At 37.4% G+C, this 22524-nt stretch carries 19 protein-coding genes and 1 tRNA gene; 10 read left to right on the top strand and 10 right to left on the bottom strand.

What is annotated here, in order from left to right:
• Nucleotides 1-2 precede the first annotated feature (2 nt).
• Nucleotides 3-1877, top strand: a complete 1875-nt coding sequence (locus EHQ16_RS15720) for an AMP-dependent synthetase/ligase (protein WP_135638904.1) — start codon at nucleotides 3-5, stop codon at nucleotides 1875-1877.
• On the opposite strand, the gene pepN is transcribed toward EHQ16_RS15720, so the two are convergent.
• Nucleotides 1874-4450, bottom strand: coding sequence for an aminopeptidase N (gene pepN, locus EHQ16_RS15715; RefSeq protein ID WP_135632165.1), 2577 nt, complete (start codon nucleotides 4448-4450; stop codon nucleotides 1874-1876). The two genes, EHQ16_RS15720 and pepN, sit on opposite strands and share 4 nt — an antisense overlap.
• 41 nt (nucleotides 4451-4491) lie before the next feature.
• Nucleotides 4492-4761 carry an RNA recognition motif domain-containing protein gene (locus EHQ16_RS15710; RefSeq protein WP_135632164.1) on the bottom strand — a complete coding sequence of 90 codons (270 nt, stop codon included), beginning with the start codon at nucleotides 4759-4761 and terminating at the stop codon, nucleotides 4492-4494.
• 144 nt (nucleotides 4762-4905) lie between these two features.
• Between EHQ16_RS15710 and EHQ16_RS15705 the strand changes: the two genes are divergently transcribed.
• On the top strand, nucleotides 4906-6576 hold the full coding sequence (locus EHQ16_RS15705) for an EAL domain-containing response regulator (RefSeq protein WP_135632163.1): 1671 nt from the start codon (nucleotides 4906-4908) through the stop codon (nucleotides 6574-6576).
• Here the strand turns inward: EHQ16_RS15705 and EHQ16_RS15700 are convergent.
• Nucleotides 6565-9030 carry a TonB-dependent receptor family protein gene (locus tag EHQ16_RS15700; protein ID WP_135632162.1) on the bottom strand — a complete coding sequence of 822 codons (2466 nt, stop codon included), beginning with the start codon at nucleotides 9028-9030 and terminating at the stop codon, nucleotides 6565-6567. The genes EHQ16_RS15705 and EHQ16_RS15700 overlap by 12 nt on opposite strands.
• 75 nt (nucleotides 9031-9105) lie before the next feature.
• On the opposite strand from EHQ16_RS15700, the gene EHQ16_RS15695 reads away from it, so the two are divergent.
• Entirely contained in the window at nucleotides 9106-10203 is a 1098-nt protein-coding gene (locus EHQ16_RS15695) for a chloride channel protein (protein ID WP_244242109.1), read from the top strand.
• 73 nt (nucleotides 10204-10276) lie between these two features.
• Here EHQ16_RS15695 and EHQ16_RS15690 read toward each other — a convergent pair whose 3' ends face one another.
• On the bottom strand, nucleotides 10277-10528 hold the full coding sequence (locus EHQ16_RS15690) for a hypothetical protein (protein WP_135632161.1): 252 nt from the start codon (nucleotides 10526-10528) through the stop codon (nucleotides 10277-10279).
• A gap of 136 nt (nucleotides 10529-10664) precedes the next feature.
• Here EHQ16_RS15690 and EHQ16_RS15685 point away from each other — a divergent pair, with 136 nt between their 5' ends.
• Nucleotides 10665-12101: an APC family permease gene (locus EHQ16_RS15685; RefSeq protein ID WP_135632160.1), complete on the top strand. Its 1437-nt coding sequence runs from the start codon at nucleotides 10665-10667 to the stop codon at nucleotides 12099-12101.
• Nucleotides 12102-12160: 59 nt separating this feature from the next.
• Here EHQ16_RS15685 and EHQ16_RS15680 read toward each other — a convergent pair whose 3' ends face one another.
• Nucleotides 12161-12733 carry a methyltransferase gene (locus EHQ16_RS15680; protein ID WP_341867435.1) on the bottom strand — a complete coding sequence of 191 codons (573 nt, stop codon included), beginning with the start codon at nucleotides 12731-12733 and terminating at the stop codon, nucleotides 12161-12163.
• Between the two features lie 62 nt (nucleotides 12734-12795).
• Between EHQ16_RS15680 and EHQ16_RS15675 the strand changes: the two genes are divergently transcribed.
• Both EHQ16_RS15675 and EHQ16_RS15670 read left to right on the top strand, forming a co-directional pair.
• Entirely contained in the window at nucleotides 12796-13035 is a 240-nt protein-coding gene (locus tag EHQ16_RS15675) for a hypothetical protein (RefSeq protein ID WP_135632158.1), read from the top strand.
• Between the two features lie 27 nt (nucleotides 13036-13062).
• Nucleotides 13063-14157, top strand: coding sequence for an FAD-dependent oxidoreductase (locus EHQ16_RS15670; protein ID WP_135632157.1), 1095 nt, complete (start codon nucleotides 13063-13065; stop codon nucleotides 14155-14157).
• On the opposite strand, the gene EHQ16_RS15665 is transcribed toward EHQ16_RS15670, so the two are convergent.
• Complete coding sequence (locus tag EHQ16_RS15665) at nucleotides 14149-14589, bottom strand: DUF1499 domain-containing protein (RefSeq protein ID WP_135632156.1); 441 nt, start codon at nucleotides 14587-14589, stop codon at nucleotides 14149-14151. The genes EHQ16_RS15670 and EHQ16_RS15665 overlap by 9 nt on opposite strands.
• A gap of 70 nt (nucleotides 14590-14659) precedes the next feature.
• On the opposite strand from EHQ16_RS15665, the gene EHQ16_RS15660 reads away from it, so the two are divergent.
• On the top strand, nucleotides 14660-15544 hold the full coding sequence (locus tag EHQ16_RS15660) for an alpha/beta hydrolase (RefSeq protein WP_135632155.1): 885 nt from the start codon (nucleotides 14660-14662) through the stop codon (nucleotides 15542-15544).
• Nucleotides 15545-15649: 105 nt separating this feature from the next.
• Here the strand turns inward: EHQ16_RS15660 and EHQ16_RS15655 are convergent, their stop codons facing one another.
• Nucleotides 15650-16501 carry a viperin family antiviral radical SAM protein gene (locus EHQ16_RS15655; RefSeq protein WP_135632154.1) on the bottom strand — a complete coding sequence of 284 codons (852 nt, stop codon included), beginning with the start codon at nucleotides 16499-16501 and terminating at the stop codon, nucleotides 15650-15652.
• Between the two features lie 89 nt (nucleotides 16502-16590).
• A complete protein-coding gene (locus tag EHQ16_RS15650; RefSeq protein WP_135632153.1) occupies nucleotides 16591-18678 on the bottom strand; it encodes a hypothetical protein in 2088 nt (695 codons plus the stop codon).
• A gap of 148 nt (nucleotides 18679-18826) precedes the next feature.
• Here EHQ16_RS15650 and EHQ16_RS19610 point away from each other — a divergent pair, with 148 nt between their 5' ends.
• The gene (locus tag EHQ16_RS19610; RefSeq protein WP_244242107.1) at nucleotides 18827-18919 is read left to right on the top strand and encodes a hypothetical protein; all 93 of its coding nucleotides are present in this window, start codon (nucleotides 18827-18829) and stop codon (nucleotides 18917-18919) included.
• 152 nt (nucleotides 18920-19071) lie between these two features.
• Here the strand turns inward: EHQ16_RS19610 and EHQ16_RS15640 are convergent, their stop codons facing one another.
• Together EHQ16_RS15640 and EHQ16_RS15630 are read right to left on the bottom strand one after the other, a co-directional pair.
• Nucleotides 19072-19326: a hypothetical protein gene (locus EHQ16_RS15640; protein WP_135632152.1), complete on the bottom strand. Its 255-nt coding sequence runs from the start codon at nucleotides 19324-19326 to the stop codon at nucleotides 19072-19074.
• 859 nt (nucleotides 19327-20185) lie between these two features.
• Nucleotides 20186-20267 (bottom strand) — tRNA-Leu (locus EHQ16_RS15630).
• Nucleotides 20268-20373: 106 nt separating this feature from the next.
• Between EHQ16_RS15630 and EHQ16_RS15625 the strand changes: the two genes are divergently transcribed.
• A complete protein-coding gene (locus EHQ16_RS15625) occupies nucleotides 20374-21012 on the top strand; it encodes a hypothetical protein (protein WP_135632150.1) in 639 nt (212 codons plus the stop codon).
• A gap of 9 nt (nucleotides 21013-21021) precedes the next feature.
• Nucleotides 21022-22506 (top strand): lysine--tRNA ligase, encoded by a 1485-nt coding sequence (lysS, locus tag EHQ16_RS15620; RefSeq protein ID WP_208742319.1) that lies wholly within the window; start codon nucleotides 21022-21024, stop codon nucleotides 22504-22506.
• Nucleotides 22507-22524 lie beyond the last annotated feature (18 nt).

Here is a 22524-nt window from a genome sequence, read left to right as displayed (position 1 = left end):
CAATGAAAAATTTTACGACGCTGAATGATGTTTTTTATTATGCCAATAGAGCTTATGGTTCCAAAGAAATGTTCTTTGGAAAGGATGCAGGAAAAAACTTTAAGGGTCGTACTTTTTCAGATATCTTTCATAATGCAGAAAACCTTGCCCTTTCTCTTTTACAAATGGGATTACAACCAGGAGACAGAGTGGGTCTTATGGCCGATAACAGAACCGAGTGGGCCATTGCCGACATCGCTACTCTGTTAAATGGTGCAGTCAATGTTCCAAGAGGTTCCGATTCCACTCCACAAGAAATTGAATACATCCTCACTCACTCAGAAAGTAAATATTGTTTTGTGGAACATGAAAAACTCTATGATTCACTGAAACCAATTCTATCCAATACAAAAGTAGAAAAAGTAATCATTTTGGATCCTGGATACAAATCGAAGGATTCACTTTCGATTCCTATGGATACACTGATTGCCGATGGAGAATCACTTCGTAAAAATCTACCTTCTCTAGAACTAAGATCCAAACAAGTAAAACCAGACGACCTATTTACCATCATCTATACTTCAGGGACAACAGGAATGCCCAAAGGTGTGATGTTATCCCACCAAAACATGGTATACAACGTGGTAAAGGTTCCACCTCGTGTGGGATTAAAAAGTTCCGACAGAACTTTATCAATCCTTCCCGTTTGGCATATATTTGAACGTGCAATTGATTACGCCATCATTGCAGAAGGAGCCTCCATCGCGTATACAAACATTCGCGACTTAAGAGATGACTTTCAAAAAATCAAACCTAGTTTTATGGCTTCTGCTCCAAGACTCTGGGAAAATTTATACCTCGGCATCAAACAAAAGTTAGAGAAAGCTCCAGAGAACAAAAGAAAACTTTTTGACTTTGCTTATGATATTTGTAAAAAATTCAAAGATGGGCAAGATTACCTTGCTGGTAACAGACTTCTTACCAAAGAAGAATCACCATTTGAACGAGCAAAAAACACGACTCTCTCCCTTGGTTATGTTCTCAATTTATTTTTACTCGCAAAAGTTTTGGATGGACTCGTTTTTTCCAAAATTCGCGATGTGTTAGGAGGCCACCTAACAGGAACTATTTCCGGAGGAGGAGCCCTCCCTGCCCATGTGGACGAATTTTTTAATGTCATCGGCATTCCTGTTTATGAAGGATATGGAATGACTGAATGTGCCCCTATTATCTCTGTTCGGTCTGTTGGTAAGGTGGTTCAAGGATCTGTAGGGAAATGGCCCGATGGAACTGCAGTTAAAATTGTGAATGAACAAGGGGAATCTGTTCCCAAGGGAAAAATGGGAGTCATTCATATCAAAGGCCCTCAGGTCATGAAAGGATATTATAAAAATGAAGAAGCCACTTCTAAAACTATCCACGATGGTTGGATGAATACTGGAGATTTGGGTTTTATTTCTTTTAATGATACACTTTCCGTACGTGGTCGAGTCAAGGACACCATTGTACTACTCGGTGGTGAAAACGTAGAACCAGTACCTATCGAAAACTTGTTACTGGAAAATGCCCTCATCAACCAAGTGATTGTTGTAGGCCAAGACCAAAAGTCTCTCACAGCCCTTGTTTGGCCGGACAAAGATCGTATGAAAGAAGCAGGCCTCAACTCCAAGGATGGAGAAGATCTCAACCAAAACAAAGAAGTTAGATTGTATTTTCAAAATATCATCAAAAAACAAATTTCTTCCGAAAACGGCTTCAAATCTTTTGAAAAACTTTCCGACTTCCGGTTTTTACCAAAAGCCATGGAAGTGGGAGATGAACTGACAAATCTTTTCAAAATGAAACGAAATGTCATTCATGACAAATACAAAGACCTAATCAAATCAATGTATAACTAAAGCGAATTTAGGATGGTTCCTACGATCTCCCCTAACTCTTTCGAAAGGTTGGGGAGAGAGGATATCGATTCTAATTCCTTCTTTGCAATTTTTGGAAGGTTCCCCTTCTGTTTGGACACTGGTGAAAAAAGTTTTGTAAGTGCTGCTGCCATTTGTGGATTAATTTCATTCAGACGTTTGATTCTTTCGGCGATGAAAAAATACCCGCTCCCATCTTCTTTGTGAAAAGACAAAGGGTTTCTAGCTAAACTAAAATATAACGACCTTACTTTATTCGGATTACGAATGTTAAACTGTGGATGTTTTTCTAATTCTTCGGCTGTTTTACTTCGATCTTCACCGGAGGCCACTTGAGAAGCAAACCAAACATCCAAAACTAAACTGTCATGTTTCCATTTCTCAAAAAACAAATTTACTGCGTTTCCTTTTTCTTTTGAGTCCACTTCGAGCAAATATTTCATCGCAGAAACTTCTTCACTCATATGTTTTGCTTCCCGTTGTTCCATAACGGCAAGTTTTTCAAATTTTTTATCCGGATCATAAAGAAGATAATAGAGAGCTATATTTTTTAGTCTTCGTTTCCCAATTTCTTCTTTCGTTTGAATTGGAATGGTTTTTCGATTTTCTTCAAATAAGAGCTGAAACTGATTTGTAAAGGTTGTAACAATTTTTTGAATGGCTTCCTTTCTTAAGTCGGCAAGTTTTTGAAACTCATAACAACCTATATTTTCACTAATCTGTGTTAAACCAGGAAAGGAAAGGTAAAAACTATGGTATGTTTTATCCCAACCTCTCCCAAAAGAATCACCTATGGTTTCTAAAACGGTAGAAAAATCTTCTGCCTTACCCAAAACCAAAGACTTTCGAAACCAATCGAAAATCAAATTTTGAAGGGAAAAAAACCGGGAAACACCGTCCGTCTCCATCTTCGCTAAAACAATGGTTTCTTCTTCTGATTGTTTATAGTCCAAACGAATGGGACTCGAGAGGGAACGGAAAAAAGAAACAATGGGTTTTGTTCCCATACCGTCTAAGGCCGAAACTCTAATTTGATCCCGATCTCCAGTCATAATCCTTTTTTCTTCTTTCAGGAGAGATCCTTCTCGATTAAAAACGGCAAGAGAATTGGAAAACACTAAAGGATACTCAACTCCTCCTGTATCAACTAAGTCAAAAATCCATTCGTTTGATTCTTTAGAATAAGATTCCTTTACAGAAACTAAGGGAGTTCCGCTTCTATGATACCAATTTCTAAGATTGGGAATGGAATGACCAACTACCTCTTCCATCGAAGAAACAAACTCTTCAAAGGTAACACCTTGGCCATCATACTTTGATAGATAATGTTTTAATCCCTTTTTGAAATGATCCCGACCAATTAGTTCCGAAACCAAACGAATGACTTCCGCCCCTTTTTCATAAACAGTGACTGTATAAAAATTATTCATTTCTTTATAAGATTTGGGAAGGATGGGATGAGACATTGGTCCCTGGTCTTCAGGAAACTGAAATTCTTTTAAAAATAAAACATCTTTGATCCGTTTGACTGCTGGGTCTGTCATATCTTCCGTAAACCATTGGTCACGGAAAACGGTAAGCCCTTCTTTGAGAGTTAGATTAAACCAATTTCGGAGTGTCACCCGATTCCCAGTCCAGTTATGAAAGTATTCATGGGCAATGACAGCAAGAATGGCTTCAAAACTTTCATCTGTAGCAGACTTTTTATCAGCAAGCACTAGTTTGGCGTTAAATAAATTCAAACCTTTATTCTCCATGGCTCCCATATTAAAGTCTTCCACGGCCACAATCATAAAAAGATCTAAATCATATTCCAATCCAAAAGTATCTTCATCCCACTTCATTGCCTTTTTCAATGAATCAAAAGCAAAACCCACCTTCTCTTCATTTCCCTTTTCCACAAAAATCTTTAGGGTAACTTCCCTTCCTGATTTTGTGATAAAAGAATCTTTTGTTTCTTCGAGTTCTCCCGCAACAAGTGCAAACAGATACGATGGTTTCAGATAAGGATCTTCCCAAATCACTTCTTTTTTTCCTTCTGTGAATTGATTTTCAGAAATAAGATTTCCATTGGATAACATCACAGGAAAAAGGGAAACATCGCCAGAAATGGTCACACGGAACTGCATCATGTTATCCGGTCTATCAATCGAATAAACGATCTTACGAAAACCTTCCGGTTCATTTTGTGTGCAGAGCATAGAACCAGATTTATACAATCCCTCGAGAGAAGTGTTCGTTGCAGGATTAATTCTATTTTCGACAATGAGTTTGAATTTGTCTTTGGGAGGATCAGGGATCAGAATTCCTAAAGGAGTCACCTGATATTCATTGGGATCTAATATGGCCCCATCAATACGGATGGATAAAAAATCTAAAGACTCACCATTGAGAAACAATGGTTCTTTTTCTGGCGATTGGAGGACAACCTCATACTCGGCCCTAACAACAGTAAGGTGTAAATCTAAATCAAAACGTAACTCGACACTGGGGGTAAACCAGGGGCTAGGTTTATAATCTTCCAGTTTGTGGATAGGAGAGGAGGATGGAGTCATCCTCCTTCTTTATGAGATGGGCGATCCCAGAAAAGTGAATTTTAATTCTGTTTCTCTTTTCTTTTATCCTCAGCAAAGGTCACTTTTAGGTTCCGACCATCGACAGGTTGGCCATTCATTTGGGTGACCGCTTCTTCCGCCTCTTCTGGATTGGCGTAGGTGATAAAAGCAAACCCTCTAAAATTACCAGTTTCCCGATCATGAATCATTTTCAGATCTTGAATTACTCCATAAACAGAGAAAATCTGGCGTATATTTTCTTCCTTAAGGGTAAACTTCAAATTACCCACATATATTTTCTTAGAAACCATTCCTGTCCTCGTAAAACGAAATGCACGCTCCAAATTCCTTGGAACGGGTCGATTAGATACAATTGAAAGAAAATGTCAACATCAAATATTTCTTGCATATTCTGAAAGATGAGGATTATTTGTAACTCCTCTCTAGGTAGCCCTTTGAACGAAAAACCCTATATTCTTTGTATCGATGACGAATTCTTTATCCTCTGGAACCTGAAAGAACAATTAAAGAAAGTATTTGGGTCTAATTTCACGATTGAGACCGCCGAAAGCGCAGAGACTGCAAAAGAGATTATGAAAGAAATTGCGGCTTCCTCCGCAGATTTAGCCGTTGTCATTTGTGACCATGTAATGCCTGGTCAAAAAGGTGATGAATTTCTAATCGAAATGCAAGAAACCCATCCACGAACCAAAAAAATCATGTTAACGGGACAAGCACCGGCGCAGGCCATAGGTAATGCACTCAACCATGGATGTTTGTACAGGTACTTATCCAAACCTTGGGATGCCCATGATTTGGAACTCACCATCAAACAAGCCATTGATGCCTACTTTCAGGAAAAATCTTTAGAGGAAAAAAACAAAGAACTGGCAGACACCTTATACTTTCACAGAGATTCCAAATACCCTAACTTTGAATCTTTAGTGAAACAACTAAAAGGCAATGGAATCTCGAATGTCCAACAATCCATCTTGTTGATTAAAATTATGAGTTTCCCTAGTATCATCAAAACGTTTGGGATCGAAGTTTATCGCAAGATTTTTAAAAAGTTATTACAACTGCTTTCCGTTCATTTACAAAACGAAGAAAAAGTTTACCATATTTATTCCGACGAAATTGCCGTTCTTTCTAAATTGTCAGAAGGAGAACTCATCGAAAAAATGAGGAGTTTTCGGATGATCCTAAAATCCGATGATTTGATTTTAGATGATGTGGGATTCCATTTAGAATGTCGTTTTTCTTCTGCCAATGGCCAAGAAGATTGTTATTATAAAGCCAAACTGGCTTTGTTTCGAGCAGAAACACAAGGTTCTACGGACTTTGTTACTTATACAGATGATTTGTCCACAGACCATCATTTACAGAATTTCCAATGGAGCCAGAAAATCCAAGCTGCCATTACCAACAAACAAATTGTTCCGTACTTCCAAGGGATTTTAGACAACCAAACCAAACAAATCACAAAGTTTGAATGTTTAGCGCGAATCAAAGATAGAGATACAATTCTCACTCCCGATGTTTTTTTAAAACTAGCAAAGGTAACAGGAAGCATCCGAATGATTGGTTTGCAGATGATCGATGAGTCTATGAATTATTTTTCTGACAAACCTTTTGACTTTTCTATCAACCTAACAGAATCGGAACTAGAATATAAAAGTTTTAGTAAATGGGTAGAAGCAAGATTATCTCATTACAAAATCGATGCCAAACGTGTGACTTTTGAAATTTTAGAGGATATTAGTTTTTCTGAAAACAAAAACAGCTTATATACCATTCGAGATTTAAAAACAATAGGTTGTCAAATTGCCATTGATGATTTTGGCGTTCAATATTCTAACCTTGCAAGACTACTCGAAGTAGATCCTGATTATCTTAAAATTGATGGCCAGTTCATTAAAAACTTACCAGAAAACAAAACTGCCTACCTACTCGTACAAGGGATTGTGGAACTGGCCCGTGGGATTGGAGCCAAAGTGGTTGCTGAATTTGTGGATCGACCTGCCATTCAAGATATGATCGAAACCTTGGGAATCGAATACTCCCAAGGATATTTATTTATGAAACCTTCACCTGTTATACCTGAATCAAGCAAATTACAGTTGTAAGGTGACTCCAAAATTGATCTGACGGAAAGGCCCGGGTTGGATTCCTTCCGGCAACCTAGAAGAAATGTACTTTCTGTCTTGTAAGTTCTTTCCAGAAAGAAATACAGACCAATTGTCTTTTTTATAACCGATATTGGCATTCAGAAGTTCGTAAGCAGGAATTTCACCATCAAGGCCAGAAACATCCGATTTTATCCCCGCATAATTAAGAACACTACGATTGGTAGCTGTACTACCTGCCGTGTCATACCAACTGACAGTTTTCGAATTTTCTAAATCATGAAATTGTTTAGAAAAATATTGCCACTCGATCCGAGCATAAAACCCAGTGCTTCGACTTGTGATTCCTAGAGAAAGTGTTAAGATATCCCGAGAAACATAAGGTAGGCGATTCCCGTTAGTATCAATATGAGAAAAGGGATTGGAATCTCCGTTTGCCCAAGCGTTCAGGTTATATGTATATTGATTGGATTTTGCTTCAGTTCTTGCATAAATAATGTCTAGAGGAATGGAATAGTTTAATTTCCAAAATTGACCAAAGTCAAAGGTCATATTGGTTTCTACACCACGATGGACTGATTTTCCGGCGTTTACGGGCCTAGACCCAAAGTTTCCACCTGCTGCAGAACTATTGATGATTTGGTCTTCAAAGTTCAGAAGAAAACCAACTAGTTGGCCACTTAAGTATTCAGTAACGTCTCCCCTAACACCCGTTTCATAGTTCCAGGAACGTTCTGGTTTTAAGGCAATGTCTTCGGCTGTGGGAGAAATGGCGGATTCATATCTTGGTGGTGAAAACCCTCTATGGACTCCTGTAAACCAGGTCATGTTTTTTGCAAAATCCAAAGTGGTTCCAAACCCTGGTAGAACAATATTGTTCCTTGTGGTTCCTGTTTTATCTAACTGTGCTGCTGGATTTGTTCCGCCTAAGTATTCAAAAGTATTCGGATCAAAATCTCGCCTTCCCCGAAGAATGGATCGGGTTTGTGTGAAAGATTCATAACGCACTCCCGGTATCACCGAAAATTTTTCCGTTAGGCGAATCCTATCTTGTAAATATACAGAAACAGCTTTTGCCGAACGTCTTTCATCATCTCTCAATTCACCACTATTGGCTAAACTAGTTTGGGATTGTAAAAGTACAGCAGGAGAAGTTCCAACTCCATTGGGATACACTACAAAATCAGGAGTGGTTGGGCCATTCAAAAGTTGTGCTTTGGCCATATCAATATGATAACGGGTTCCTAAATCAATTTCATGTTTGATGGTACCTGTTTCGAGTTCTGTTTGTAATTTAGTTTCTATTCCGGCAAATTTATAAGTTCTATCACGGTGGGCATTGGTTCCGCGCATCCAAATGGTATCATTGTTTCTGGATGTATAGGGTTCACCGTCATAAGATGCTATCGTATCAGTGGGAATGGTACTACCTCTTGAATTCCTTGCATAATTTTGGCGAGCCCAGTTACGTTCCGTATAAGCAGAATAAATTCGGGTGATTAATTTTGTTTTTTCAGAAATGACCCATTCGTGTCCCACAGAAAAACTATAACGTTCGATAGTTCTTTTATCATTTTGTGCAGGGTTGTCCTTAGGATTATTGTTAAACATCCCAGTCGTCAGCCCCACGTAGGTTGCTTGTGATTCCTGTTGGTGGAATCCAACTTTCGTCGTAAGACTATGTTTATCATTTAACTGATGTATGGTTTTAAGATTGGCTTCGTTGACAAAATAACCTTGATTGGCTCGAAAACCATCTCCTTGTTTTCTGAGAACATTGACATCAAATCCAGTGTTTCCAAAGGTTCCTCCATAATTCACCATCTGGCTGAAATAGGCATTTTCACCACCAACTGTTTGAATGTTTAATGTAGGATCTTTAGGAGGACGCCTTGTGATAAAGTTAACTACACCACCGATGGTAGAAGGTCCAAATAGAATGGAACCAGATCCTTTTACCACTTCGATTCGTTCCATCCTTTCAATGGAAGGAGTGTAGTACATTTCTGGTTCCCCATAGGGGTTAAGTGAGGTAAAAAGTCCGTCTTCTAAAATTAAAACCTTTCGAGATACTTCACTACTCACACCTCTAAATCCTAAATTCATTGTGAGTCCAGCTGGGTCTTGGTAACGAATGTTGGCACCAGGAACCCGTCGTAGGACTTCCATATTGTCAGTCGGTCTCGTTTCCTCTAAGTATTTCTTAGTGATGATGGTGGCAGAACCGGGAATTCGTTTTAGGTCTTTTTTGTCTCCAATGACACGAATTTCTGCTTTCTTCCATTTTGGATCTTCTGGATTCTCTTCTGGAACCGCGACCTCCTCAGGTGGAAGCGATTGTGTGTCAGGAAGGTTGGGTTTGGTTCCTGGTTCCTCAGCATAAAGATTACCTGTTGCCAGGGAAATCGCCAAGGAAATGGAAATAAATAGTTTCAGGATAGAATTCATTTTCATATAGGTTTTTGATTTTGAGTCCACAGTTCATTTGAATACTACAAATTCAATTTATTTTCACTACAAGGAGCTAGTATGACCACCAAAAAGCGCTACACCGACCATAAGTCAAAAAATTCGAAATTGATTCATTGGATTTTGTTTGCCGTCAATCTTGTTACCCTCGTGGTTCTAATCCCCACCTTTTTTGGAACAGGTGTTTTTGAAGAAGATCCCTTTCTTGTGGGCTTCTTTCTCGTTATCTTCATTGCTTTTTTTATCTCACCTCATATCTTTCTTTATCTCTTCCAAAAACCGAAATGGACAGAATTTGATCCAGAAACTCGGATCATTTTATTAGGAGAAAAAAAGGTAACTTTAAGAACCATTCCCTTCGATCAGGTTCAATTTCTATCTTTCTCCGAATATACTTATACTGTGAAAACTAAAAATGGATCTAGGACTGTTACTGTATTTACCGTTCTTGGACATTTAGATGAAGGAACAGTTCCATTCGCAGAATCTACCAATTTTCCCGAGGTACGGTTGTTTGGTGAATCAATCGCAAAAATCCTCAAAACTTCACTGCAAAATGAATCCAAGGAACTGATCCCTTATACTGAACTAGATCTCCCGATTCACAAAAGAAAAGTCCCTAAAGAAATTTTGGATTCGGAAATTACCTTTTTATCAGATTCAACACTGATTGAGGAGAAAACAAATCAAGAAAGTAAGTTATTTTCAAAATACAATCCCAAGATTTTTGTTTTTGTTTCCTTCACAGTCAGCATCGCCCTTACCTTAATTTTTCATTTTGTCATTGGATCTGCTTTTGATTTTTCAATCGAAACATGGGAAAGTTTTCCCCCGACAATGATACAAATTATATTTTTAATCCTTTCAATAATGATTGGATTTTTACCGTTAACATACGTGTGGTGGAATTATAAAAAAAGAAAAGAAATTCGAATTACAAAAGACAGTTTTTATTGGAATCAAACCGAATACAGATTCCAAGATTGGGAAGAAATTCTTCTAAAAGAACATACATTATATATCATTAATGATACAAAAACAAAATCGCATTCTTTGTTTTTCTTTTGTTTGCCAACTGATTATTTGAATGTAAGGAATTGGATCATTAAAGAAATCTTTTTACGGTCTGGTGGAAATGCAGACCTAAGTAGATTTTAATAAAAACAAACACCCTATCCACTCTTAATACAAAAGATTGGTTAGGGTGAATGTATTTCTTGATTGGAAAATTTTACTGAGCGGGTACGGCCGGTTCCTTTTTTTTCTTATCTTTAGAAAGTAATCCTTTTAGTTTTTCTTGGGTGGCTGGATCTTGAAGTTTTTCCTTTCCCATTTGGATGGCTTTTTGGCCTTCTTCCGAATTGGCTTTTTCGATGAGTTTGTTCACAAGACCAGGTTCTTCAGAACCTCCCTCGTTTGTTTGAGAGCTTGCGCATCCGATGGAGAGTGATAGCATCATTGCTAAGAGTAGTGTTTGTTTCATATAGAGTATCCGTAATTGTGAAAAATTAGATGGATCAAAGGCTTTTCAGTCAATGGAAAAACAAAATCGTTTGTAGAAAACGGGCCTACCTCTAGAACCATTCCTAACCTACCACTAAAAAGGCTAAGGATGTTTCATGAATCAAAAGGCATTGGACAAGGATTCAGCACAATTAGAAGCACTCGGACTCAAATCCGAATTTGATCGCAGTATGAGCTTTTGGGAAAATTTTTCCCTAGGTTTCACATATCTCTCCCCCGTTGTTGGTGTGTATTCCGTATTTGCCCTAGCCATCCAAGCGGGTGGTCCACCCATGATTTGGAATTATCTACTCGTGGGCTTGGGACAATTTTTAGTTTGTCTGGTTTTTGGTGAAATTGTCTCCCAATACCCAATCTCTGGTGGGATCTATCCCTGGTCGCTCCGTTTGGTGGGAGAACGTTGGGCTTGGATGTCGGCTTGGGTCTATGCTTGGGCACTCTTTACGACAGTCGCTGCGGTCGCCGTCGGTGGAGCTCCATTTTTAACCCAACTTTTGGGAGTCGAACTCGGAAACACAGGTTTTATCTGGATTGCCATCATTATGATTTTAATCTCCACGTTCTTAAATTTAAGTGGAACCAAACTCCTTGCCAAAGTTGCTTTTTTTGGATTTTTATGTGAATTAGTTGGCGCCATTGTTGTTGGTGGATACCTCCTTCTTTTTGCAAAAGTAAATTCTATTTCCATACTTTGGAATACATTCTCTCTCGGCGAAGGTGTGAACTACTTCCCCGCATTCCTTGCATCTTCAGTTGCTGCTATGTTTTGTTATTATGGATTTGAAGCTTGCGGAGATGTGGCCGAAGAAACACCAAACGCAAGCTCTGCGATTCCTAAATCCATGCGGATGACAATTTATATCGGAGGGGGAGCTGCTACCTTTGTTTGTTTGGCCTTATTACTGGCTTTGCCCAATATCGATAAAGCCATTTCAGGTGAAGACCATGACCCGGTCACAACCACACTTGTCTCTGCGATGGGACTTGTAGGTTACCGAATGGTCATTGTCGTGGTAATGGTTTCTTTTTTATCATGCCTACTCAGCTTACAAGCTGCCGCAAGTCGTTTGTTATTTTCCTTTGCTCGCGATGGAATGATTTTTGGAAGTAAACACCTAAACCATCTATCGAAATCAGGAAAGGTTCCGGTCAATGCCCTTCTCGTCACAGGACTCATCCCGATTCTTATCACAGGTATGGGACATTGGTTACAAGATGCTGTCACAACCATCATTAGTTTTGCATCTGCTGGAATTTACGTAGCCTTTCAAATGGTAGTCCTTGCCGCACTTTATGCACGCCTGAAAGGTTGGAAACCATCCGGCTCCTTTACCTTAGGAAAATTTGGAATCTGGATCAATGGACTCGCACTTTTTTATGGGATCACTGCTGTTGCCAATATGGTTTGGCCAAGAACACCGGAAGAACCTTGGTATATCAATTATGGTATGATTTTTACAACTCTCGTTGTCTTATCTTCTGGGATCGTTTATCTACTGGTTGCAAAGCCACATTTACAAAGGAAAAAATAAGACTAAGGATCCATTCAGAGTTGAATAGAGAGTAAATCCAATTATGTTTGGGAGAAGATTCATTCTTTTTCCCAAACTCTAAATTCTCCTCCCACAATCTCTTCTTTCAATAGAGTTTTAAACCCGGGCAAATAACTCCCACCAAACCCATGGAAGGTGATGAGTTTTGTTTTTGGTTTTAATAAAATCAAATTCTGTTTAAAGGTTTGTAGGTCATTTAGAAATTGTTTTGCCGATTTTCCTTTGGAAATATCAATCGAATGATTTCCTTTCATTGTTTCATAAAGAGGATTAAAACAATAATAATGCGAATGACCAAAAGGAAATTGGTTTAGGAAATTAGTTTTTTCCCAGTTTATATTTTTCACACCCCACTTAGTTTTTAGAGAATCCGAAATGACAACCAAATCTTCTCGGTCTTCTAAACCGAGGATCGGAAAAGAACTTTTGGAAAGAAGAGAAAGGTAAATACAAAATTTCCCTACCCCAGAACCTAAATCCACAACGGACTTCACTTGTTCGTTAGAAAGATATTTCCAAGTTCTCTCGATGACTGGTATCGGTGTCCATTGGTAGGGGGAAAGGAGTTTGAATTTTTTTGGTAAAAATGAATCCCAAATTTCATCTGTCATTGGATCCCCTACGACGAATTTCCCTTTCTTATCCAAAAATTTGTTTCTCATTTTGATTCATTATGTTACACCATTCGCCTATGGACCAGAAGATTCAGTATTTGAACCAAATGATCGAAATCATTGATACCAAAGTCACAATTTTTAAAAAAAATAAATCTAGGCTTCCGCAAGCTGCTTATACGGCAGAAAAACAAGTTCTCACTCGCACCATCGAGGACACAATCAAACTCGCAGAAGAAATCAAACCAGCTCCATTTTCTCTCATAAATGATTTGAAAGCTCTCATCAAACAGTTATAGTATCATTCCCTAAGGTTGGAGTGAACCGTGAAACCAATTTTTTGTTACCAAGTTCCAGTAGTGGTTGGCTCTGGAATTTCCGGTGCCGCCGTTGCCATGATGAACCCCGAAGTTGTGATTTACGACAAGGGAAAATCATTTGGAGGTAGAGTCTCTAGTAAAACAAAGGATTCTTTTTCTTATGATTTTGGTGCTACCATGTTTCGTGACCAAATGGAAGTTCGGTGGCTAGGTGGTGAAACAAAGTATTCGATTCTCGAAATTTGGAAATCGAAACAAATCCAGTTACCAGTGAATCCCATTTATGACAAATCACATTTTTATCCCACAAAAGGGATGGCAGATCTTGTATCGGCAATGATGGGTCAGGTGAAACCCATCCAAGGCCATCATCTAAAAAAAATAGAAGTTGCAGACGAAGAAACCTGGAACTTGGAATTTGATCACTCAGAAACAAAAGAAAGAGAAACGGTTTGTTCACACTCAGTCATTCTGACCCTTCCCATTCCGCAAATTTTAGAAATTTTTAATCGTTCCAAAGATAATCCTAAATTACAAAAATGGAAAACCTTTTTAGAGCCATTCAACGACTACCGTAAAACATTGGTTAGTTATTTCTATTGGGACAAATGGAAACCAAATTGGGAGGCATTGGGACTCAATCCATCTTCTCTCATTCCGATTTCTACAAGTTTAGAACGCGGAACCGATTGGGAATACCAAAGTTGGGAAAGTATCAAATATCCAAATGAATTTGAAGATGGGTCAGCCCTTCTCGTTCAATTCGGGGTTATTTTTTCCGAATCTCATTTTGAAGATTGGATGGATCAAAATAAAAATCCAACAAACAAATACAAAGATTATCTGATTCGGGAGCTGAAAGAAAAATTCAATGCTCCTCCACCCAATTTAATTTGGAACCATAAGTGGAAGTATGCGCAGGCTCAACTGCCTTTACTTGGTCGCGAGGGTGCTCTCCAACTAGACTTACCTAGTTTCGATGAATGGAAAAACCTATGTAAAGAAACAAGAATTACCATCCTAGGAGACTGGCTTTTCGGATCCAAAATAGAAAGGATTATTGGTGGAATTTATTTTTTGAATCACAACGCTTTACTCTGATTCTTCCTTCGCGAGCAATTCTCTAAACTGATTCACTCTCCTTCGATTGGCAAAAATATCCCAAAGTCCAAGTGCGGATTGGGAACGAATCTGGGCTTCTTGTTTGCCTTCCGGAAAATAGATTTCCACTCGATCGGGAAACCGAAATACCTTTGTGAAAAAAATCACTCGGATGTATTCTCCTTCCTTCTCTTCTCGAATCCAGATGTTTTCTGAATCGTGAAAGTATTTGCTGATTCTTTCGTAAGCCACTTGTCTCGATGTAGTATAAGTGATTGGATCTACTTTATGGACAAAATTGTACTCCATACTCTGACTAGAAACACAGTTAGGCGACGGTGGACAACCCCGCAGTTCTCCATCATTCACCCCCGAAAGAGGACTAAGGACACTCATACAACAAATAAAGAAAACAGTTAACGAAGGTTCCATATCTCCGAAATTCAAAGCCATATGTTTTTTTACTTGCAGAATTTGATTTTTTTCATATTTTTATTGGCTCATGAACAGAATCAAAAAATATACAGTTTCCGGATTGATTTTTAGTATCATCTTACTCAGTGCGATCGCCTATTACTTTTCTAGTTTAGTCCTTTATCCAACGGTAAAATGCAATCCAGACCACCATGTTTTTTGTACTGGGCCAAGTGAAGTTGGTTTAGAATTTGAAGAGATAACAATCAAAACAGCGGACAATTTGAACCTTGTTAATTACTGGATTCCCGCCAAACAAGCGAAAGCCACAATCATCTTAGTTCATGGTCATGGTGGGCAAAGAAACGAAGGGATTCGATTTGCCAAAAGCCTACACGATGCAGGATACAATTTGTTACTGCTCAGTTTACGTCGTAATCATGGAGGATTTGCTTCCATGGGATATCATGAACAAAAAGATGTGGATGCTGCACTTACCTATTTAAAAACTAAGGGATATCAAAAAATTGGAATCTTTGGATTTTCCATGGGTTCCGCCACTAGCATCATCGCGATGGCCGATCATCCAGAAATCCAAGCAGGTATTTTTAGTAGTGGGTATGGCAAAGCCATTGATGTTCTTGTCGAGTCTGCAAAACGTGATTTTGGAATTCCTTATTACCCATTGATTCCGGTTGTCAAACTTGCTTTAAACTATCGCGGGGATATGGATATTGATACTGTCAGACCTATTGATAAAATTGCCTCCATCAGTCCAAGGCCCATTGCCATCTTTCATTGTACAAAAGATGATTATGTAGATTACCATCATGCAGAAGATTTGTTTGCGAAAGCTGGTGAACCAAAATCTCTCTGGTCACCTGAATGCAATCGACACGAACGCCTTTGGAATTTTAATCCTAAGGAAGCAGAGTCAAGAGCCGTAGGTTTTTTTCAAAAGTATTTGAAATAGGATTGTTGGTTCAGTCCTTAGGATGAGTAAAACGAGGGCATCGTTTGAACACCGCCCTCGCAAAAAATGTTGTATGCTAAATTTCTTTTTCAAAAATTCCTTAAATTAAATTATATAAAAACCTTCTCGTTTCTTAAATTTATCTTTAGAAAAGTGAATTTGTTTAAGTGCGGTCTCAATTCCTACATCCAGTATTGGATCGCTTAGAAGGTATTTCCCATTGTGATTGTAGTAAAAACAACCATCGGGGTTTACCATCAAATAGGAGTTTGTCATTGCAGAGTTATTCTCTGGAACAATCTTAAGACCAAATTTTGCCAATTCCTTATGATTTTTTAGAAAGAAATTAAATTCATTTTCATCTGTCTCAAATTCAGAAAACTTATGATCATTCTCTCCTTCAATCTTTAAAACTTGAAAAACTTTCCATCGGTCAATATTTAACGAAGCTACATATTCACTCATATTTTCATTCCAATTAAATTTAGAAACAACTGAATTCAATTTTTTAAACACCCTCCTTCCTGATTTCTCATTGTAATCAGTGATCCAAGAAAATATTTTCTTAGTATGATCTATACTTGAACCGTCTCCTCTACCAATTTGTCGTAAAGTTTCCGGTTTTGCACTATCACAACTGATTCCAAGAATATCTAAATTGGGCGCATTGTTATTTACCCAAGATTTGGTAATTCTCGATCCATTTGAAATCATTGATGTTATCAAACCAATTTCTTTCGAAACTAAAAGTAAAGATTCAAAATTTTTGTAAAGCAATGGTTCCCCACCTGCAAAATTAATTTTTCTGAATCCGCTCTTTTTTATTTCCCGCACAATAGAGGCAGTTTTTTCTATTTCTAAATGTGATGATTGTTTAAAATGGGCAAAACAAAATCCACATCTGAAATTGCAGTTTTTAGTTAGGTGAAAATTCACCGTAATTTCTGAGTTCATCATTATTATCCTTGCTCATTGGCTTCAGAGAAGCAACTAGCATGAGAAAGATTTGGAATGACAATCTAGAATCTCTATGTTAGATCACGTCCTTATTTTTGAGAACTATTTAAACACCACCAAACTACTTTTTCTTCCAATTTTTTATAAACATTGATTAGTGATTTATCACCGTCGAAGAGTTTGTATTTTTCCTGCATTTTTGTTTTTAAATTGGGGAAACTATCGAGTGTGAGTTTATTGTAATATTCGTAATTAAGACTATCCTCATTTTCTACCGACAGAATTCCAATTCTCTCTTTTTCGGGAATTTCAAATAATGGATCATATAAATGGTATAAATTATCATTCAAAATGGCTTCTAATTCAAAAACGGAGGTCTTTAAGTACTTTGTAAAAATCTTGGTTCCATCATAATTGAAATGGTTTGATATGATCAGGTATTTGATTTCTAACGTCTCTTCGCTAAAGCCAAATTGATTCCGCAATTCATCCTTTCCAATATCTGTATTCAAATATTCTTCAATATTGGATAATTGAAGACCTGCTTTTAAGAGATTTTGATGGTAGGTATCAAAAATTTGAGACAAACCGCCATTTAGGGCTGAACTTTTTATTTCCAAGATAAGAAGCGTATTTCCCTCTTTCACCATCAAGTCTATTTCCATCTTAGGAAAGGGCGATAGACCTGAGTCACCTAGAGTTTTGTTCAAAAATTTATTTCGAATAACCTGGAATTTATTTTTCTCAAATAATTCGGAAACCTTTTCTTCGAGATCGGAAGATATTAAGGAAGCAAGATTTTTAGTCTCAACTTTTGGATCCTTTGAAGTTCGAATCAGACTGTCAATGACTGAGAAAGTAAAATAAGGATTAGATGTAGTTTTACGGAAAAAGAAACATAAGTCGTTTAATTCAAATAAAAATTTATTCTTAGTATCTAATCTTTTGCCTTCCTTTTTACTAAAATTAAAAACGATTCTATCTTTTATCTCTTCAGGCAAATTCTCCAAAAAAGAAATCGGATAAATATTTATCACCTTATCCTTAGAAGTGTCGATTGAATTTTTAAGATTTTCAAATTTCGAAACAAATATTTCATCGAAATTAATTTCATTCTCGGAAATAAACAGTTCTTTTAAAAAATCTAAAGTTCTATTAGGCAAAGTTTCCTTTTCAATCGGTAGAAAATAACCAAACACAGATTGAATTGTCTGATAATATTTTTCACTTTGTTTACTAACTGAATTTATTTCATTTAATTGTCTAAATTTATAGACAAACATTTTATATAGCTTCATTTCAACAGAAAATGAATTAACTTGGACAAGTTGATTCTCAAGATCAGCGAAATGTTCATAGAAATCATCAGTTAAACAAAATTCCTTAAAAGAATCTGCTTCTATATCGATTGGAAAATCTTCAATTAACAGTTTAGCGGCAATTTGAAATACTTTCTCATCTGTTATTTTTGAACTCGGAAAAGTTGCAAATTCACCAAAAAGTTTAACAAACGTATATTCTTCCAAATTGTCAGATTTGAACTGAATCAGATTCAAAATTACATTTATTTTCTGAATGATTCGCCTCTGGAAAAAATCAAAATGAAGAAAATCATTTTTTCTTTGCAATCTCAGGTTTTCTCCGCATAAAAACAAAAGTTGGAACAAGTTTAAGGTATTTAATTGATTTATAATTTTAGCTTTGAAATCCTTTTCTAAGTTTGAATACCTCTCCAAGATATTCTCAAAATCTTTATAATCAGGAAAATATTCAGAAATTATATTTCGATTTTCAATGAAAGATTTTGAACCTTGATTTTTACCGACTAAAGTCTTCAATTTGATAGCTTTGAGAAGCACAACTTTATCTTTCTCAAAATGTTTCTTTATAATTTCATTTTCCCATTTTGAATTAAAATGAACATATGAATTAATAAATATTTCATAATATGGAGTTTTTAAAAATTGATCAAAGTTTTCCTTTAAAAACTTAGATTTATATAATTTTTTAAGTCTGCTATTGGTGCTTTGTTTACTAACTTTTCCATCCTCTATTGAAATTTTAGCCAAATAAAAAATAACTAAAGGCGCATTTTTACTAAGTAAATTTGACAAGCTATCCTCTATTTTTTGACTAGATTCCAAAATCTCCTCAATATTTGATTTAAAATTGTCCATCCCCACGCCCCATTGTCCCAACCTTACGCTACCATGAAAAAATTGCAGAATTATTGGAAATTTAAGACTCTGACGATAGACTATGGCAATCAAAAAATCGAAATTATACTCATCTCTTTGAAAATCTTGTGACGAACTAAGTGGTGGGATGTATGCATCACAATACAAGGATTATGTTCTTGTAATGCTTTTTATCAAATACATTTCAGGTAAATATGTTGCAGAGACTTTTCTCCCATGACGGCTCCAAAGGGTGACACTTTTAAGGATATGATTGCCCTGAAGGGAAAACAAACAATGGGGATGATATCTTAGGTCATGCTTACGAATATCTCATGAGGCATTTTACAACGGAAAGTAGTAAGAGTAAGTGTTCTACAAACTAAAGAAAAACTAAAACACGTCTACAATGTCCCAATTACGCTCTTTTTTGCATCTTTTGTCTTGGTAACTTCCCAATAAGCAAGTTGTGATAGAAAGGTTTTTAACTTTTTCCCGTTCTTCATCGTTTTCTGCTGCTCCATAGCCAACTACAATACTATCGCAAAATCCTTTATAATCAGGCTCTAAATTCGAATAACATTTTTCTCTGCTAGATTCACAACTAACAAAAAATATATACAATAATAAAAAAGTAAATTTATTCATATTAAAGTTTCCACTTTCTATCATCCGCAAAATTCTTCATTCTTCCAACTAAATTTCCAATGTCTATAGACTTTCCAATTATTTGCATTCTATTGGGATTATTTTTTATCGAACATCCTTGTCGAATTTTCCCATTTTCCCAGTTCATTGAATATAGGTAAATTATAATATCATTTGAATACAAGGTAGTAACTAAACCTAACGCAGACAAATCGCCAACTAAAGTACAATGAGTATTTAATTTGCCTACATTACGTTTTCCTTCTCCGGCATTAAACTCTCGTTTGTAAATAGTTGGATAAAAATTTGTAGATCGTTTACTTGACTTGCATTTTTGATTCAATTAGCGTATGCAGTGCTTTTCATTAGGGCCATAAAAAAAATGCAAGTTTCATCTGAGCCATACTCTCGTGAATCTTCCCAAATTACTGTCATAATACCTTGCCTTACAATATTACAAATAGCTTTCGTTATCCTCTTATTTTCCAGTATACTTGTATTTTGAAATTTCAGATACATTTATTCAGAAGGTGTCTACATACGGTTTATTAGAAATGTGACTTTTAACACCTATATTTCCGCCTGCAAAAATATTGCTATCGGTAATCATTCAGATACTTCTTTAGAAGTTATGGGTTTATTTCTCCAAAGTGCCCACTGCGAGAAGGGGGACTCGCCCTCTCCGCTGTTTGGACTTCATGTCCAAACTACGCTTCGAGGCACGGCTTTGTTCGTCGCCTCCCTTCCGGGTCGGCTTGTCATTAATATCACTCCCCATGGGTCGTGATATTAATGCTCACAAAACTGTTCGAGTCGATCTTTTTCTTAGTTAATGATTATTTTGTGATGATTGAGATTTTGCTCGAAGGGGGACTCGAACCCCCACACCTTGCGGCACTACCACCTCAAAGTAGCGTGTCTACCAATTCCACCATCCGAGCGGGCGTGTATGTAGGACAGGTTAGGAAAACGGGTTCTTTCGTCAAGGAGATGAATTTTCTCTTGTCACTTCCCCTTACCTTTCGGTAGGTTGTAGGGGTCATCAGTATGCAAGTATCCGATCTTACGTTTCGACTCAAACTCCTCTTTACCGGCTTTATTTCCCCAATATTAGTTTTGGTTGGTCTGACTCTTTCTTCCCCCTATTGGTTAAAGTCATCGGAAACTTACCAAAAATCGGATGTAGCAGTTCTCGAAATTGCCAACCAACTTCCTTCCAAAAAGAATCTAAAAGCAATAGTTACGCTCTCAGAACGGGCTGACTTTAAAAAACTAATCCTCGTTATCCGAGAAGACAAAACACAAAATCAATTGTATTCCCCCCAGGAAAAAGAATCCAAAATCAAAGATTCCTTTAGTTCACTCGGAATGAGTCCAACTCTAGTTTCTTCTCTCATGATCCAAACATCCAAAATGGGTGACACAGACGAGGCATCCAAAAACCTATTAAAAATAGCTGTTTCTGACAATCTGGGGAGCATTTTACTCCTTTGTCGGGAGTATGAAACCAAAAGAGTTTTAGGAACCTATCGCAAAACTTTGGCCAGTTTGCCCATCAAGGTAACTGCTTACGGATTTCCATCTGAGGTCTCAGGATCCAATTGGTTTTTAACTGAAGATGGAGTTCGGGAAATCACCGGCGAATTTGTACGTTATCTATATTCTTATATTAGAGGTGTCCTATAAATGGATGAAATTAAAGATTCCAACGAACTGATTGAACAACGCATTCAAAAAATTAACGATTTAAAAACAAAAGGAATCAACCCCTACCCACTTCGTTTTTTTCCCAATGCCAATTCCAAATCACTGATCGCAGGGTTTGATCCCAACCAAACAGAAAAAAAGTCCTTCAAATTGGGTGGTCGTTTGCATGCAAAACGAGTGATGGGAAAAGCAAGTTTTGCCCACCTAAAAGATGCAGAAGGTCTCATCCAATTGTATGCCACTCGAGATGATTTAGGAGAAGAAAATTATTCACTATTCAAATCACTAGACTTAGGAGATTGGATTGGAATCGAAGGTTGGCTCTTCCAAACACAAAAAGGGGAAACTACACTTCACCTAACAAGCGTCCAACTCCTTGCGAAATGTATACGTCCACTTCCTGTTGTGAAAGAAAAAGACGGTGTTGTTTATGACGCATTCTCTGACGTAGAACAAAGATACCGCATGCGTTATGTGGACTTAGTTGTGAACGAAAATGTTAGAGAAACATTTAAAATGCGTTCTCGTATCATTTCCGAAATTCGTAAATTTTTGACAAATGAAGGATTTTTAGAAGTAGAAACCCCAATGATGCAACCGATCGCTGGTGGTGCGGCGGCACGTCCCTTTGTGACCCACCATAACACTCTCGATATGGAGTTATTTTTACGGATTGCACCGGAACTCTATCTTAAACGACTGATCGTGGGTGGAATGGACAGAGTGTTTGAACTCAACCGCAACTTTCGTAACGAAGGAATCTCCACAAAACACAATCCAGAATTCACAATGATGGAAGCCTATATGGCTTTTGGTGATATGGAAACAATGTTGTCACTTACGGAGAGAATGATTGTTTCGGTAGCGGAAGCCATTGGTAAAGGTTTAAAATTTGCTTATGGAAAAGATCAAATTGATCTTTCTGCTCCTTGGAAACGTGCAAAATACATTGATATCATTAAAGAATATTCAGGAATCGATTTTAGTAAAATTACTGACCTGAATGATGCTATCAACCAAGCAAAAGCAAAAGGTGTGGACTCTTCTGATTCCGTTTCCATTTGGAAAGTATGTGATGATGTATTTAGTTCCCTCGTCGAACCACACCTCATCCAACCTATCTTTATTACAGATTTTCCAAAGGAACTTTCACCGCTTGCTAAGTCCGGGGAAGACGATCCAAAATATGTGGAACGTTTTGAACCTTATGTTGCTGGACGTGAAATTGGAAACGCCTTCACTGAGTTAAACGATCCATTCGACCAAAGAGAACGGTTTGAAGAACAAGTAAAACAAAGAGAAGCTGGTGATGACGAAGCCTTTATGATGGATGATGACTATATCCGGGCTTTAGAATATGGACTTCCACCAACAGGTGGCCTCGGAATTGGAATTGATCGTTTAGTGATGTTACTCACGGACTCCCACTCCATCCGGGATACAATCCTATTCCCGCTCATGAGACCGGAATAAAATCCGGTTCCAATCCTA

The sequence above is a fragment of the Leptospira kanakyensis genome (genome assembly GCF_004769235.1).
GTDB classification, from domain to species: domain Bacteria; phylum Spirochaetota; class Leptospiria; order Leptospirales; family Leptospiraceae; genus Leptospira_A; species Leptospira_A kanakyensis.
The sequence above is the reverse complement of the archived record's forward strand: the minus strand, read 5'-3'. Positions and strand labels throughout refer to the sequence as shown.